Below are 15869 nucleotides of genomic sequence, written 5' to 3'. Positions count from 1 at the left end.
GATTTGTTTTGGAATATCTATTTGACGCATTTAAAGAAGCTTTAAATTTACTTTTCAATGCCGATGAAAGCGTAATTTCAGCCATTAAAACCACACTTTTAAGCTCGAGCGTTTCTATCATTTTAGCTCTTGCTGTGGGTTTTCCACTTGGCTTTTGTTTAGGCTTTTTTGATTTTAGACTTAAATCAAGCTTAAAACTACTTGTTAATACCAGCCTCTCCTTTCCTACCGTGGCGGTTGGACTTATCATCTATGCCTTTATTTCTAGCAGAGGACCTTTGGGTGAATTTGGCTTACTTTTTACCATAAAAGCTCTTATTTTAGGGCAGTTTATTTTAGCCTTACCTATCATCATCGCCCTTTTTTCAAATTTAATAGAAAATATGGACAAAAAGCATTTTTTGTTGATAAAATCCTTTCATTTAAGTCCTTTACGCCTTGTTTTAACCATTATCTATGAACTGCGTTTTGCTCTCATTAGCGTTATAGCCCTAGCTTACGGCAGGATAGTCGCTGAAGTGGGTGTAGCGATGATAGTAGGAGGAAATATCAAATACCACACTCGCACCATAACAACAGCCATTTCTCTTGAAACAAACAAAGGCGAATTTGAACGTGGCATAGCCTTAGCTCTAGTTTTAATTAGCATAGCCTTTGTGCTAAATTTTCTTATCCATAGTTTAAAGAGAGATTGATGATAGAAATTAAGAATCTTAGCTTTTCCTACGGAACAAAGTGCATTTTGAAAAATCTTAATTTAAAACTTGACACTAGCAAAATCAGCATTTTAATGGGTGCAAATGGAAGTGGGAAATCGACTTTTTTAAGAGTGCTTCATTTTTTAGAGGGCGATTTTCATCAAAATATTAGCTATTTTAAGAAAAATATTTTAAGCCGTGAGGAGAAAAGATGGCTTTATTTGCTTTTCGCCGAAGCTTGTGTGCTTAATAGAAGTGTAGAAAACAATCTTAAATTTATCCAAAAAACCTATCAAATAAAGGGCGATTTAAGAGGCTTTTTAAACGAAATTTACACACTTTTGGAATTTGATAAAAATTTACTTAAAAAATATCCGGGGGAACTCTCCTCAGGGCAAAGGCAAAAAGTAGCTTTTGCTATGGCTATGGCGGCTAGGGTGCGTTATTATTTACTTGATGAGCCGAGTGCTTTTTTAGATAAAAACACTTCTTTTTTAATCAAAAACGCTATTTTACATCTTAAAAAAAGTCTAAATTGCGGTTTTTTAATCGCAAGTCATGATAAAGAATTTTTAGATTCTTTAGCTGAAGTGAAACTCTATCTTAGTGATGGAATGATTTTAGAATTTGAAAATACAAATATTTTTGAATTAAATCATCAAATTTTACACTTTGAAAATTCAATTAAATTCGACAAAAAAGCTGACAAAATAGCTCTTAATCCCTATAAAATTAGCCTTTTTTCTGGGCAAAAATATTGCATTAAGAACGCTAAAATTATAGCCTTAAGAACGCGTCAAAATGATGTTTTTATTAGGATTATTTCAGGAGGTAAAATCCTAGAATTTGCTCTTAAAAGTGAAAATTTTAAAAAAGCAAATTTAAATCTTTATCAAAATTTAAATTTAGGTTTTAATGAAGACGCACTTTGCTTTTTATAATAAATCATTTTTATAATTTGTTACCAAAATTAACATAAAAATAAATTTTTTCTTAAATCAGTCTAAAAATACTCAATAAATCCGTCAAACTTTCATACAATTAATTTTAGTTGCATATAAAATAAATTTTTTAGGAGTGGATAATGTATCAAAACGACACACAGCTCATCAAACCCAACAAAGAATTTGCCAAAAAAGCACGCATTAAAAATATCTGTGAATATTATGACTTATATGAGGAAGCCAGTGAAAATTTTGAAAATTTTTGGAGCAAAATTGCTTTGGAGAAAATTGATTGGTTTAGTCCTTTTTCTAGAGTGTTAAATGAGGATAATCCTCCCTTTTATAAATGGTTTGAGGGTGGGACCTTAAATGTAAGCTATCAATGCCTTGATCGTCATATGAAAACAAGGCGTAATAAAGCTGCCATCGTATTTGAGGGAGAGATGGGCGATTATGATGTTTATACTTACAGAAGGCTGTTTCACGAAGTATGTAAGGCAGCGAATTTGCTTAAGCGTTTTGATGTCAAAAAGGGCGACAGAGTTGTTCTTTATATGCCGATGATACCGGAAAGTGCGATTTTGATGCTAGCTTGTGCGAGGATAGGAGCTATTCATAGTGTGGTATTTGGAGGCTTTTCTCCTGAAGCTTTAAGAGATAGAATCATTGATGCCGGTGCAAAGCTTGTCATCACGGCAGACGGAGCTTTTAGACGCGGTAAGCCTTATATGTTAAAACCTGCGGTAGATAAGGCTTTAAGCGAGGGTTGTGAGTGCGTAGAAAAAGTGCTTGTTGTTATACGCAATAATGAGCCTATTGAGTATGTTAAAGGGCGTGATTATGTTTATAATGAGTTGGTTAAAAACGAGTCGTATAAATGTGAGCCTGAAATTATGGATAGTGAGGATTTACTCTTTTTGCTCTACACTTCAGGTTCAACAGGTAAGCCTAAGGGTGTAATGCATGCAAGTGCTGGTTATATTTTATGGGCACAAATGACTATGGAATGGGTTTTTGACATCAAAGATTATGATAATTATTGGTGTAGTGCGGACATAGGCTGGATTACAGGGCATACTTATGTTGTTTATGGACCACTAGCGTGCGGAGCAACTACGATAATGTATGAGGGAACGCCTACCTATCCAAATTCTGGTAGATGGTGGAGAATGATAGAAGAATATCAAGTGAGTAAATTTTACACATCTCCTACTGCCATTAGAATGCTTTATGCAGACGCACCAAATGAGCCTAAAAATTACGATTTAAACACCCTTGAAGTTTTAGGGACCGTGGGAGAGCCGATTAATCCTAGTGCTTGGGAGTGGTTTTATAAAGAAATAGGAAACTCAAAAAGTGCCATTGTGGATACTTGGTGGCAAACTGAAACGGGTGGGCATATGATCACGCCCCTACCCGGTGCTACGCCTTTAAAGCCTAGTTGTGCAACCCTACCTTTACCTGGGATTTTTGCTGAAATCATCGATGAGGATGGAAATAAAAAGGGCGTGGGTGAAGATGGTTTGCTTTGCATTACCAAGCCTTGGCCCTCTATGATAAGGGGGATTTGGAAAGATGAAGAGCGTTATAAGGAAAGCTATTTTTCTCAGGCAAAAAAGGACGGCAAGCCTGTATATTTTAGTGGGGACGGAGCTTTTTATGATGAAAAAGGCTATATTACTATCACAGGACGAACAGACGATGTGGTAAATGTCGCTGGACATCGTATAGGCACAGCAGAGGTTGAATCGGCTCTTGCTAAACATAAAGATGTTGCAGAATCTGCTGTTGTAAGCGTTTTAGATAGCATTAAGGGAGAAAGTCTATTTGCCTTTGTGGTTTTAAATCCTAATGCAAGTTGCGATTTAGGAAGTGAGCTTGAAACCTTAAAAGAACTTAATGATATTTTAAGAGTAGAAATAGGACCCATCGCTAAAATCGAACAAATCCTTTATACGCCGGGCTTACCAAAAACAAGAAGTGGGAAAATTATGCGGAGAATCTTACGCACCATAGCAAGAAAAGAGGAATTAAAACAAGATATTTCTACCTTAGAGGATTCTGCTATCGTGGCAAGCATTATTAAACTCGCTAATGAACAATGATCTTGCTCATTAGCCCTTCTAATTTTTTTTGAGAAAGTTGTGTCTTATCAAATTTCACTACTAAATGTTGATGATTTTTATACGCTTCCAAAACGCCCTTAATTTGCAAAATTTCATTTAAATCCGCCCTAGTTTCAAGAGGCAAATAAAGATTTTTAAGCTCAAAAGGATTTTTTAAGAAAAATAGAGAAAAAAGCCAAAAAAGTGCTAAAACAATCATAAGAAAAGCTAAAAATTTCAACATATCAAAATGTAAAAATATCCCACCTATGACGCCTCCACTAAAACTTCCTGCATAGCCGAAAGCATTAAATGCACCTAAAGCCTTGCCTTTTTCACTAACCTTACAAAATTTAGACGCACAAGACTGCATAATAGGCTCGTGCAAATTAAAGCCTAGAAAGAAAATTACCACAGCAGCGATAAAAATTGCTAAATGATTAAAAAAGGCAAAAAGTATGTAAGAAACAATAAAAAAAGCAACCCCAGCTAATAAAATGTGCTTTGCCAAGCCCCTTTTCTCTCCCAAAGCTCCAGCCAAGCCCATAGCCACGAAGCCCACAAGCATAGAAGCAGTATAAACAAGCCATAATTTTTCATAATGAAAACGCTCAACCAAAATAATAGGGATAAGCAAAAAGGCTATGGACATAAGCATTTTTTGCATAAAATTTGTCACATTCATTAGGGCTAAATTTTTTTCTTTAAGCAAATTTAAAAGCGGTGTTTTGCTATTTTCGTGTGTGATTTTAGGCTCTTTTGGCACGGCAGTATAAAGCAAAATAATGCAAAGAAGAGATAAGACAGCACTTAAATCAAACAAGCTTGAAAGCCCAAATCTCTCACTCATTATAGGAGCTAAAACCATAGATAAAGCAAAGGCTATACCGATAAATCCTCCCATCATCGCCATAGCCTTGCCTCTTTTTTCTTCACTGACAAAATCGCTTATCATCGCACTCGCCACAGCCCCTATCGCTCCACTACCTTGCAAAATGCGTCCTAAAAGCATAGTGTAAATGTCATTTGCAAAAGAACAGATTAAAGAACCGATGATGAAAAGCACCAAACCAAGGAGCATAGTTTTTTTACGCCCTATTTTATCACTAAGCATTCCAAAAGGCACTTGAAATATCATTTGCATTAAAGCATAAACGCCCACAAGCAAACCAACCAAAAAGTCATTTGCATTTTCAAGCTTTAAAGCATATAGGCTTAATACAGGCAAAACGATAAAAAGTCCAAAAAATCTACTCGCAACAATGAAAGAGAGAACTAAAATACTACGCATTGCTTATCCTTGATTAAAAAGGGCTTATTTTACTCAAAAAGCTTTAACGCTTTATTAAGTTTAAAAAAGTAAGATTAAGCCTCAATGAACTAAGGATGACTAATGAAAATTATTTTAGCAAGTTCCAACACGCACAAGCTCAAAGAATTTAAAGAACTTTTAAACGAATATGAAATTATTGCCCTTAATGAAGTGATGACACCTTTTGGGATTGAAGAAAATGGCAAAAGCTTTAAAGAAAATGCCAACATCAAATCAAAAGCTGTTTTTGAAAAATTAAGCATAAAAGAGCAAGAAAGAAGCATCGTTTTAAGTGATGATAGCGGAATTTGTGTTGAGGCTTTAAATGGAGCTCCGGGGATTTACTCCGCGCGTTATTCTTCGGAGGCAAATGATAAAAGCAACCGCTTAAAACTTACCGAAGAATTAGAAAAATTAAAACTTAAAGAAAGCCTTGCGCATTATGTTTGTGCTTTAAGCTTAAGCTCTAAATTTGGCACTTTTAGTGCAAGTGCAAAAATGTATGGTAGGGTTATCACAGAAGAGAGGGGTGAAAATGGCTTTGGCTATGATAGTCTTTTTATCCCTCTTCATTATGATAAAACCCTAGCCCAGCTTAGCGATATGGAGAAAAATGCCATTTCTCACCGCTTTAAAGCCCTAAAACTTGCTAAAATTCTCCTCAAAACACTCAAAAAGGCTTATCAATGCTAACTTTTTTAAAATATCTTGGCATAGCGACCATTGCTTATGTTATCTTAGCAATTTTGGCTTATTATTTCTCTTAGTATAAAAACTAATCAAAAGACTAGGGAGCAAAAATAAACTTCCAAATAAAAGCAAAATCATCACCAAAGTTGTTAAAATTCCAAAATAAATGGTCGGGATAAAATTACTACTCATCATCACACTAAAGCCCAAAACAATGCTAATTGTTGTGTAATAAAGTGCCGTGCCTATGAAAAGATGTGAATTCACAATGGCTTTTTTCACACCATTATGCTTAAGTTCTTCTTTAAAGCGGTAAATATAATGCAAAATATCATCAACCCCTATACCTATGGCAATGGCAGCTATGGTAATGCTCATTAAATCAAGAGGGACATTTAAAAAACCCATAAAAGCAAAAACTAAACTTAGCGGGATAAGATTGCAAATTATGGCTATGGTAGCTATTTTAAAACTTCTAAAAATCAAAACAAAAAGTGCGAAAATAGCCAAAACCACAAAGGCTAGAGTGTCAAATTGTGAAGAAAAAAGACTTTGAAGCATATTATTATAAAGTAGCATAATGCCTGTGATTTGCAACTCTACATCTTCATTTTTTAAAAGCTCATTAAGCTCATTTTCCAAATTCTTTAAAAAAGTATCGCGTTTTAAATTTGGATTAGAATCAATGACGCGTATGCTAAATCTAAGCTCATTTTGCTTAATATTTACAAAAGGGGAAAGCAAATCTTGCTTAAAATTCGGTGGTAAATTTTCATTTAAAAACGCCAGAGCAAAATCGTCCAAATCTTTACCATTATTAATACTTTTGCCTAAACTTAAAAGACTATTAAGGCTCAAAACAGAACCCACAAATTCCTTATTTTCTAAAAAATGATGCACCTTTTTAGCAATACGCGTTTTTTTAGAATCAAACCAATAGGTATCCTTTAAAGCAAGACTTTCAAACTCATTTTCAAAACTATCCAAAATTTCGCCCTCTTTCATTTGAGTTTTTGCTGTTTTAAAGCGGACGATAATATCAAGCGGCAAGGTTCCACCCAAATCTTTATCGATGACAAGTAAGCCCTCCTTAATGGCACTGCCATCTTTAAAATAATTAACAAAAGAATTTTCCACCTTTAATTTAGGAATTCCTACAAAAGCTAAAATAAGCGTTATAAAAGCCAAAGCATAAATAAATTTCTTGCGTTTTATACTGACATTAGCACACCAAAGCAAAAAGGAAAGTTTAAATTCTTTTTGCGTGAAATTTTGTCTTTTCAAAAGCATTAAAGCACTAGAGAGAAAAAGATAGGATAAAATAAGTCCTAAAGCTATGCCAAGACTCATCATAATCCCAAGCTTAATAATAGGTTCAATATGCGAAAAAATCAAAGAAAAAAAGCCTATCATAGTTGTAAAAATGGCAAAAAAACTGGGCTTTGCCTTAGCAAGTAAGGTTTGTAAAACAAGGCGTTTTTGCGTAGTATTTGGATAAAGGCGTGAAATTTCTATAAAATGTGTAATCAAATGCACAACAACAGAAAGTGTGATGATGAGCATTAAGGGGGCATAATTAGAAGAAATGACTGTTACTGGGAAATTAAGCAAGGCAAAAAGCCCACTAGCCGAGCTTAAAGCAGTAAAACAAATGAAAAGAGCTAAAATCATCAAAGCAAAGGAGCGGAAAAAATACCAAAGTGCAAAGCCTAGCAAAAACACTAAAGAAATTCCATAAAGGGCTAAATCGTCCTTAATATAGCTTATCATATCATCGCTTATCATACTTACACCACCAAGATAAAGCCTTGCCCCATCTTTTTCATAGCTACTGATAATAGTGCGAATTTGTGTTAAAAGAGCTTTAGTTAGGGCATTTTGCTCGGCTTGATGTTTTTGAATTTGTGTCCTTAAACGCTCTCTTTCATCTTCATCTTTTGCACTATCCCTCGCACTAATGAGATCGATATAAGTTAAATCGGGTTTAAGATAGATGATGAAAGCAGTCGTTTTTCCATCTTTTGCAATGATATTATTTTGATAAAAAGGGCTTGTAAGAATTTCATCTTTTGCCTTGCTTTGGTTAATGTCCTTGCTTGTGATATTTGGAATATTTTGCATCAATTCTTTTAAGTCTTTATTTTCGCTACTTAAAAGTAAGGGAGCATTAATGATGCTAAAAACCCTCTCAACGCCCCTGACACCCTCAAGCTCCTTATGTAAATTTTCTAACTTTTTTAAACTTGTTTGACTAAAAGGATTTTCATCACTTGGCTTAAAAGCTAACATTAAAAAATTATCACTCTTATAATGCTTAGAAAGTTCTCTAAAAATCTTTAAATCTTTATCATCTTCTAAAAGCAAACTCTCCGCACTCGCATCAAAGTGCAATTTAAAAGCAAAAAAGCTTAAAAGCACACAGATAAGCAAAGTCAGCAAAAAGGTGCTTTTAGGGTGATTAATGAGAAATTTTAGGAAAAAAGCCATTATTTGATAATAATATCATTAAGCTTACTAAGTAGGTCTTTAAAAGTGCCATTTTCTAAAATATCGCCAAATTGCGAACGATAAGTTTGTATAATGCTAACGCCCAAAACATCAACATCATAAATCAGCCACTCATCATTTTCTTTATAGAATTTAAAAACGATAAACTTTTTTTCTCCATCAACCATCATAGAACTTGTAAGAAAATACCGCTTTTCATTTTTCCTTTCCCCACTTTCAACCTTTAAAACTTGGTCTTTATAAAGCTCTAATTTATCCGTAAAACTTTTTTTAAGACTTGCTTCAAAAGCCTTATTAAATTCCGCTACTTCATCTTGGCTTAATTTTTGATAATACTTAGATAAGGATAATTTTGCCATTAATTCATAGTCAAAAACTCCGTCAAAAAGTTTAAAAATATCCTGTGCGGCAGATTTTTTGTCGTCCTTTGCGTTTTGCAAGATTTTTAAACTTTCATCAATATTTTTTTGCATAAAATTTTCAATCTCATCTAAATGAAGTGCAAAAGCACTCAATGCTACTATGAGTAATAATAATATTTTTCGCATTTTTCTTCCTATTTACTAAGTTCTTTACGCCTTTGCTCGTAAGCATCACGCAAAAATGGGTATAAATTCGGGGTATTATAATAAATTTCATCAATTTCATCAAGATGAAAGGAAAGCTCATTAACAAAACCATAAGCCCCCACCAAAAAACTGGCATAATCAGGCTCAATATAAGCCGTAGGCGTAGCATACCAAAGTGCTGGTAAGCTTAAAGTATCTCTTAAATTACTCGGTCCTAAAATAGGCAAAACAAGATGAAAGCCCTCACCCACACCCCAATGTGCCAAAACAAGTCCTAAATCTGCAGGATGCTTTTCTATCCCCATCTCAGTGGCAATATCCCTAAGCCCCCCAAAGCCCATAATAGAATTTGCCAAAAAGCGTTTAAACTCATCACCAGCATTATCGAATTTAAACTGCAAAACATTTCCCACAAAACGAAAAGGTGCAAGTAAATTATCAAAAAAATTCCTCACGCCAGAACGCACGAAACTAGGTGTTACAGCATTATAGCCCTTTAGCACAGGACGCATTACATAGGTATAAAGCCCAACATTAAATTCTGTTATCATTTTATTATAACCAGAAAGAGGGTCGCTAACTTCATATTGCCCATACTCAGCTTCAAATTCATCGACATTTGCAAACGCAAAACCGAAAAATAATAGCAAAATCAATACCTTTTTCACACTTTTCCTTCAAATTTCAATATCCCAATAAAACTCCACCCATTCATTAGCTTCTTTAACGCTAAATTCAGGTTGTAAAAGGGCAGTTTTTTTGTAAAAAATCGTTGCAATTTTAAGCTCTATGTGAGGAAATTTCTCTTTTAAAATTCTCTTAATTTCGCTCAAACTTTCCCCACTATCGACAATATCATCAATCAATAAAACCCTCTTATAAGCACTTAAATTTGGAATATTAAAAACCTCAACACTATCAAGCTTTCTTGTATCATCATAATGGATACTATTTAAAGCAAATAAATTCCTAGTCTTTAGTGCTACCGCTAAAGAGTGTCCAAGGCTAAGTCCTCCTCTAGCTATGGAAACTAGGGCATCTGGATTAAAATCTTCTTTCACTTTTTTTGCTAAAAATTTCACATCTTTTTCAAAATCATCATAAGCGTAAAACATTATTTTTCCTTAATTTAAAGCAATCAATAAGAAATTTCCCAAAGAAATCAAGCTTAAAACTACAATCCCCACATTAATCTTACTCCACTCTCTTTTAAAAATCCTTACCAACAAAAAACTAATAAAACCAAAAGCAAAGCCCGAAGTTATCGAATAAGTAAGCGGCATCATAATAATGGTAAAAAAAGTGCCAACTGCAATGGCACTATCACTAAAATCAATATTTTTCACTTCCATAAACATTAAAATTCCCACCATTACAAGCACAGGATAAATGGCATTTGGTGGGATAGCCTTAAAAAGTGGTAATAAAAAAAGCGTAAGTGCAAAACAACAAGCCACGACAATGGCAACAAGTCCTGTCCTGCCTCCACTCTCAACCCCCGTTGTGCTTTCTACAAAAGCCGTAACGGTCGAAGTTCCCACACAAGCACCCACGACAGAGCTTGCCGCATCAGCCATTAAGGTTTTGCCGAGTTTTTTCTCTCCCTCCACAGGCTTATCAAAAATCCTCCCCCTCGCTCCAACGCCTGTAATCGTGCCTATACTATCAAAAAGCTGCGTGATAAAAAAAGTCAAAATCACAGGAATCATTGCCACACTTAAAGCACTTTTAATATCAAGCTCAAAAACAATAGCGCCTAGTCCATTTTCCCTGCTAAAATTTGGTAAAGAAAAAATTTCATTAGGAAAAATTGCACCTTCAATATTTAATTTTACCCCATAATTTTCTAGCAAATAAAAAGCCAACACCCAAAGTGTCAAAGAACTTAACAAAACGCCCAAAATAAAAGCTGCTCTAAGTCTTAACGCCCAAAAAAACACGACTAAAATCAAAGAAAAAATTCCAAAAAGCACACTAGGATCTTTGAAATTTCCCACGCCCACTAAAGTCGCATCATTTTTAACAATAATGCCCATCTTTTGAAGTCCCAAAAATGCTATAAAGCACCCTATACCAGCACAAATAGCAAGGCGTAAATCTTTAGGGATATTACGTATAATCCAAAGACGAAAATTGGTAAAAGAAAGAATTAAAAAAATAAAGCCAGACAAAAATACCGCACCCAAAGCACTTTGCCAAGCAATTTGCTGTGCTATACAAACCGAAAAGGTAAAATACGCATTCATTCCCATACCCACACTCATCGCCACAGGAGTATTTGCAAATAGCCCATTTAATGCGCTTGCGATAATGGTAATTAAGGCAGTAGCGGTAATTAAAGCCTCCAAAGGCATACCCGTATTGCTTACGATATGAGAATTGACAGGAACAATATAAATCATCGTCAAAAAGGTCGTAATACCCGCTAAAACTTCCGTTTTTACATTTGTCCCATTTTCCTTAAGCTTAAAAATGCTCATTGATAATCCTTGCATAAACTATACATTAATTTTGACATCAAAAGATTTAAAAATAAAAACCAAATTGACCCAAAATATTAATGTTATATTGATCACTGGCAAATTCATTAATTACATTAAATCCATAAAAAAATGAATTAGGATAAACAAAATGCGAAGTGAGTCCCCAAGTTATAAAATTAGAATTAAGACGATGATATTGCACAAAATCTTGATTAGGAAAGTCTTTAAAACGCACATTATTTTCAATCGTTTTCCCACTTAATTTATATTCATAAATAAAAAAACTTCCAAGCTTTGTTTGCATTCTTTCTTGGTCAAAAAGATACGATAAATTTAATCCACCAGCCAAAGAAGTAGTATGATGATTAATCGCATCGTAAGATTTAGCAAAGACACTATTACCACTTTCATTAAAAGACGCTTGTTTAATATAATTATAATTAAAATACATCAAAGGCGTCAAAGTCAAATCATTAAGAGCTTGAAAATCTTTGGCAAGTCCCAATTGCAAAGAGCTGAGTAAATTATCATAGCTTGAGTTTAAAGAGCCATTTTGTCCTACAATATACCTTGTCATATCATTACTTGCTCTTGCAAAACTCGCACCACTTAGAATTTTAAAATTTTGCAAATCTAAAATGTGGTTAAATGAAAAATTAAAATGCTTATTTTTCAAATTTGCATTTTCAAAATCTAGTCTAGTGTCACTCACATCAATTCCAAAGCTTAATAAGGAATTTTCATTAAGCTCTCCGCCTATGGTAAGATTTAAGCCCGTGCTTTGTCCATCAAAATCATCGCCATTAATTTTTTTAAAATTAGGACTAAGATTCCAAATATACCTTTTATCAGCCTTATCCAACAAGCCCAAATCCATAAAAACATCACTTTCAACACTAGCTGTTAATAAAGGACCTCTTTCTAAACTTGCCATTAAATTCCCGGAAGTAAAATTTGGATTAAGAGCACTCATTATATTTCTTTGTGCTGAAATATGCTGTTGATAATGAAGTCCGGAAACATTTTGCATATAGCTATTAGCCTCCAAACTTTCTAAAGTTTTCTCCATAGTTTTTGTGTCTGTATTGTCCAAAAAGGCGAAATAATTCTTATATCTATCTTGTAAATTGTCGATAGAGCGAATGCTTCTTAAGGCTCGTCCCATAGTGCTATTAGTCGTTTCATAGGCGTCTTCTTTGATGACGGGCTTAACAATAATATTGTTTGAGGGAGGAGTTGGAGGGGTAATTGTGCTTGGCGGAGTGATGTCAGGTTGAGGCTGTGGGGGTTGAGGCATATTGTTTTTATTGATACTTGTTTTATCATTATCCAAAACAGCTACAAAATCCACAGCATTATTACTTGCGACTTCAACTGCCCCAAAATTATTTAAATGTGTCCCTAAACCCCCCAAATCAATGCTAATATAATGCCCACTTGTGAAAAATTTAGGTAAAGGGATATATTCTAATTTTCCGCCTTTAATCTCATAAGAATTTGCGATAAGTTTGGAATTTTTATCATTACCAAAATCAAGTTGTAATTTAGAATTCGCCCCCTCTTGCGTGTATTTGCCCTTGACAATCAAATCGCTTAAATCCTCATTTCCCGCTCTTACTATGCCCTTATTTTCGAGGTTTTTACCCACTTCGCCATTACCGCTAAATAAGCCTCCCTCCAAAACTTTAACATCACCAGCTATTCTAGCTTTTTCATTTTCACTTTTATTATTTAAAGCTAAGCTACCATTTTTAATAATGGTCGTCCCCTCATAGCTATTATTTCCCGTTAAGATGAGTTTGCCGCTACCCTCTTTGATAAATCCTACATTGAGATTTGCTAAATTTGTCGGTAAATTGACTGCGTCTTTTTTATGTAAGCTTTCGTCCCATTTTTTCTGGCTAATGTCATTACTAAAAACGGCTTCATATCCTTGTGTATTGATTGTGTAATAAGCCTCATTTTGCCCAGCGTAAGTGTTTGAAACATCGCTGCTATTAAGGCGATTTGCGTCCAAAGTCGCCAAGCCTCCCATAGCCTTAGCCACATCTAAAATTCCCTGCCCAAAAAGACTTTCTTTGCTGACTTTTTGGATAGAGGCATATTCGCTTTCTTCAAGCAAATGATAATTTGTAATCAAATTATTCATTATGGTGTAATAATTCCAGTATTCAGCCTGTATCAAATCCCTTTCAATTTGCTTTTTATCCGTTGGAACTTCATTATCGATATAAAAAATAGTATAAAGATTTTTAGTTACGAGCTTATTCCCTTCAATAACCCTTAAGGTCGTTTCTTTGACCGTGAGTTTAGGAGCTACATAGTCCTTATTAGCTGTGCTTAAAAGCACATCGGCAATTTGTTTGCCATTTAAAAAAGGAAAGCGTTGTGCCACTAAAGCCGCTCCTCCACTTACCATAGGAGCTGCCATTGAAGTCCCACTTTGTGTGCGATATAATTTATTATCAGGACGACCAAAAACGACAGGCTGCATATAAGCGGCATTAACATTACTAATATTAGAACCGGGTGCTACCAAACCAAAATTTTCCGCTCCCAAAAGCCCATTGCTAAAACCGGATAAACCTTTAGCCTTTACGATAAGCTCACCATTTTTACCTCTCTCAATCTCCGCAGAATCCACAGAACCCACCGCCAAGAAAGAACGCAATTCCTCATTATAAAGCGGACTTAAAGCCATTATGCCCGGACTTATAATACCCTCATTACCCGCCGCAAAAACCACCAAGGTTTTTTTCTCTCTTACCAAGTCGTTTAACTCTTTAGCAGTTTGATTACTATGAATTTGCTGCAAAAGTTGTGCTGAAGAATAGTTTTTCAGGGTTAAAGAATATCTCCCAGGCTCAACCATACTCACCACAGGATAAAGGGTTGAATTCCAACTATTATTAATAATCTTAACATCTTTATCTTTGAAATAATTATAAACATTAGGTGTGCTAAAATTTCCACTGCCCTTATTATTCCCAAAAATTTGCACCCCATAAAGTTTAGCATTATAAGCTACGCCGTGAGGATTATTTTCATCTATATATTTAGCCCCTATAATACCAGCAACATGGCTTCCGTGTGTATCGACGGAGTAATCAGGCGTATAAGCTTTACCATTGATAGTTGAAAAAGTCTGCCCTAAAACCTTATCCTTTAAGCTAGGATGCTCTCCATTGATCGCTGAATCTATAACCCCGACCTCAATCCCATCGCCCGTGATTGTAAGCGTATAGGCTTCTTGTAAGCCGATTAGCTCCTTATCGCTAAGGGCGTGAAGATTGAGAATTGTTACAAAAGATAAAATAATACTTTTTTTCATTCTGTCCTCATTTTAATCAAAGGCTTGAATTTTAGCTAAAAAAACTTATATTATGTTTTAATAAATTTTAAGCTCGTTATAGAGGCTATCCCTTTCCACAGGGATTAAATTTGAGGTTTTAATCAGCTCAATGAAGGTTTCAAGCTTTGTCCCTTTCGCACTCTTAGCTCCACCTGCACTTTGTATGCTTTCCTTTTCTATCGTGCCGTCTAAGTCATTTGCCCCAAATTCCTGAGCCACCATAGCTAAATTTAAACTCATAGTCGCCCAATAAGCCTTAATATTTTTGATATTATCAAGCACAAGACGCGAAATAGCTATGGTTTTAAGTATCTCCTCACTATCAAGCTGTTCTTTGACATCTAAAAAGCTATTATCCTTTTGCCACACTAAAGGGATAAAGGCGTTAAAACCACCCGTTTCATCTTGTAAAGCCCTAAGCCTTAGCATATGGTTGATTCTATGTTCTCTTTTTTCTATATGTCCATAGAGCATAGTGGCATTACTTTGCCTACCCTTTTTATGCCATAGAGCGTGAATTTTAAGCCAATTTTCACTGCTTACCTTACCTTTGCAAATTTTAGCACGTATTTCTTCGTCAAAAATTTCAGCTCCTCCTCCAGGCATTGAATCCACGCCATATTCTAGCATTTTCTCCACCACTTCTTCATAGCTAAGTCCCCATCTGCGGTGAATGAAGTCAATTTCTGCTGCTGTGAGGGCTTTGATGTGAATTTGGGGGTAGTTTTGTTTAATTTTTTGAAAAATTTCTAAATACCACTGCCAAGTTGTGTCTTTATTATGTGCTGAAACGATATGCACTTCTTTTGTGCCGCGTTTTTGTGTATCAGCGACGATGTCTAAAATTTCTTCGTGGCTCATTAGATAAGGATTAGGGTTTTTTCTGTGGGCTGAAAAGGCACAAAATTTGCAAGTATCCGCACAAATGTTTGTTGGATTAATATGGCGATTAAGATTAAAATACACCTTTTTGCCGTGTAGGGTGGTGCGTTTTTGATGGGCGAATTTTGCTAGGGTAAATAAGTCTAAATCATAAAGCCTATAAGCATCTTCTTCACTAAGTCTTTCTTTGCTTTCTAATTTTTTTATTAAATCACACATTATTTTCACTTTTATTTTTTTAAAAGCGTTATTATAATTTTTTCTTCTTAATAAAAGTTCATAAAAAGAATTTTGCTAAAATAATTTAAACAAACAAAAAGGAAAAA

Annotated in this window: 12 protein-coding genes; 4 read left to right on the top strand and 8 right to left on the bottom strand. The window is 34.8% G+C overall.

The window, feature by feature from the left end:
- Nucleotides 1-8 precede the first annotated feature (8 nt).
- The 3 genes from tupB (at nt 9) to acs (ending at nt 3747) form a co-directional block, all read left to right on the top strand.
- A complete protein-coding gene (tupB, locus tag CVULP_RS01855) occupies nt 9-695 on the top strand; it encodes a tungstate ABC transporter permease TupB (protein WP_099461516.1) in 687 nt (228 codons plus the stop codon).
- Entirely contained in the window at nt 695-1639 is a 945-nt protein-coding gene (gene tupC, locus CVULP_RS01850; protein ID WP_099461517.1) for a tungstate ABC transporter ATP-binding protein TupC, read from the top strand. The genes tupB and tupC overlap by 1 nt, the downstream gene beginning before the upstream one ends.
- Nucleotides 1640-1782: 143 nt before the next feature.
- Nucleotides 1783-3747, top strand: coding sequence for an acetate--CoA ligase (gene acs / locus CVULP_RS01845; protein ID WP_215728987.1), 1965 nt, complete (start codon nt 1783-1785; stop codon nt 3745-3747).
- Here the strand turns inward: acs and CVULP_RS01840 are convergent.
- A complete protein-coding gene (locus CVULP_RS01840) occupies nt 3734-5038 on the bottom strand; it encodes an MFS transporter (protein WP_099507477.1) in 1305 nt (434 codons plus the stop codon). The two genes, acs and CVULP_RS01840, sit on opposite strands and share 14 nt — an antisense overlap.
- A 102-nt stretch (nt 5039-5140) precedes the next feature.
- Here CVULP_RS01840 and rdgB point away from each other — a divergent pair, with 102 nt between their 5' ends.
- Nucleotides 5141-5752, top strand: a complete 612-nt coding sequence (rdgB, locus tag CVULP_RS01835; protein WP_099507476.1) for an RdgB/HAM1 family non-canonical purine NTP pyrophosphatase — start codon at nt 5141-5143, stop codon at nt 5750-5752.
- A gap of 39 nt (nt 5753-5791) precedes the next feature.
- On the opposite strand, the gene CVULP_RS01830 is transcribed toward rdgB, so the two are convergent.
- The 7 genes from CVULP_RS01830 to mqnE are packed head-to-tail and all read right to left on the bottom strand — an operon-like array spanning nt 5792 to nt 15762.
- Nucleotides 5792-8239, bottom strand: a complete 2448-nt coding sequence (locus CVULP_RS01830; protein WP_180753058.1) for an efflux RND transporter permease subunit — start codon at nt 8237-8239, stop codon at nt 5792-5794.
- Entirely contained in the window at nt 8236-8805 is a 570-nt protein-coding gene (locus CVULP_RS01825; RefSeq protein WP_099461522.1) for an MlaC/ttg2D family ABC transporter substrate-binding protein, read from the bottom strand. Before CVULP_RS01825 ends, CVULP_RS01830 begins: the two co-directional genes overlap by 4 nt.
- Nucleotides 8806-8813: 8 nt before the next feature.
- Nucleotides 8814-9494 (bottom strand): MlaA family lipoprotein, encoded by a 681-nt coding sequence (locus tag CVULP_RS01820; protein ID WP_099461523.1) that lies wholly within the window; start codon nt 9492-9494, stop codon nt 8814-8816.
- Nucleotides 9495-9503: 9 nt separating this feature from the next.
- A complete protein-coding gene (locus CVULP_RS01815; protein ID WP_099507474.1) occupies nt 9504-9944 on the bottom strand; it encodes a phosphoribosyltransferase in 441 nt (146 codons plus the stop codon).
- A gap of 6 nt (nt 9945-9950) precedes the next feature.
- Nucleotides 9951-11306, bottom strand: a complete 1356-nt coding sequence (locus tag CVULP_RS01810; RefSeq protein WP_099507473.1) for an NCS2 family permease — start codon at nt 11304-11306, stop codon at nt 9951-9953.
- Nucleotides 11307-11352: 46 nt separating this feature from the next.
- Entirely contained in the window at nt 11353-14640 is a 3288-nt protein-coding gene (locus tag CVULP_RS01805; protein ID WP_099507472.1) for a S8 family serine peptidase, read from the bottom strand.
- A 57-nt stretch (nt 14641-14697) separates the two neighbouring features.
- The gene (gene mqnE / locus CVULP_RS01800; RefSeq protein ID WP_099507471.1) at nt 14698-15762 is read right to left on the bottom strand and encodes an aminofutalosine synthase MqnE; all 1065 of its coding nucleotides are present in this window, start codon (nt 15760-15762) and stop codon (nt 14698-14700) included.
- Between the last annotated feature and the right edge of the window lie 107 nt (nt 15763-15869).

The sequence above is a fragment of the Campylobacter vulpis genome (genome assembly GCF_014217995.1).
In the GTDB taxonomy this organism is placed as follows: Bacteria; Campylobacterota; Campylobacteria; order Campylobacterales; family Campylobacteraceae; genus Campylobacter_D; species Campylobacter_D vulpis.
This window is presented reverse-complemented; position numbering and strand designations above follow the sequence as displayed.

Bases quoted from the DNA above. Each gene is read 5' to 3' on its own strand.
- tupC (WP_099461517.1), top strand. From the start codon at position 695: ATGATAGAAATTAAGAATCTTAGCTTTTCCTACGGAACAAAGTGCATT.
- acs (WP_215728987.1), top strand. From the start codon at position 1,783: ATGTATCAAAACGACACACAGCTCATCAAACCCAACAAAGAATTTGCC.
- CVULP_RS01840 (WP_099507477.1), bottom strand. From the start codon at position 5,038: ATGCGTAGTATTTTAGTTCTCTCTTTCATTGTTGCGAGTAGATTTTTT.
- rdgB (WP_099507476.1), top strand. From the start codon at position 5,141: ATGAAAATTATTTTAGCAAGTTCCAACACGCACAAGCTCAAAGAATTT.
- CVULP_RS01825 (WP_099461522.1), bottom strand. From the start codon at position 8,805: ATGCGAAAAATATTATTATTACTCATAGTAGCATTGAGTGCTTTTGCA.
- CVULP_RS01810 (WP_099507473.1), bottom strand. From the start codon at position 11,306: ATGAGCATTTTTAAGCTTAAGGAAAATGGGACAAATGTAAAAACGGAA.
- CVULP_RS01805 (WP_099507472.1), bottom strand. From the start codon at position 14,640: ATGAAAAAAAGTATTATTTTATCTTTTGTAACAATTCTCAATCTTCAC.
- mqnE (WP_099507471.1), bottom strand. From the start codon at position 15,762: ATGTGTGATTTAATAAAAAAATTAGAAAGCAAAGAAAGACTTAGTGAA.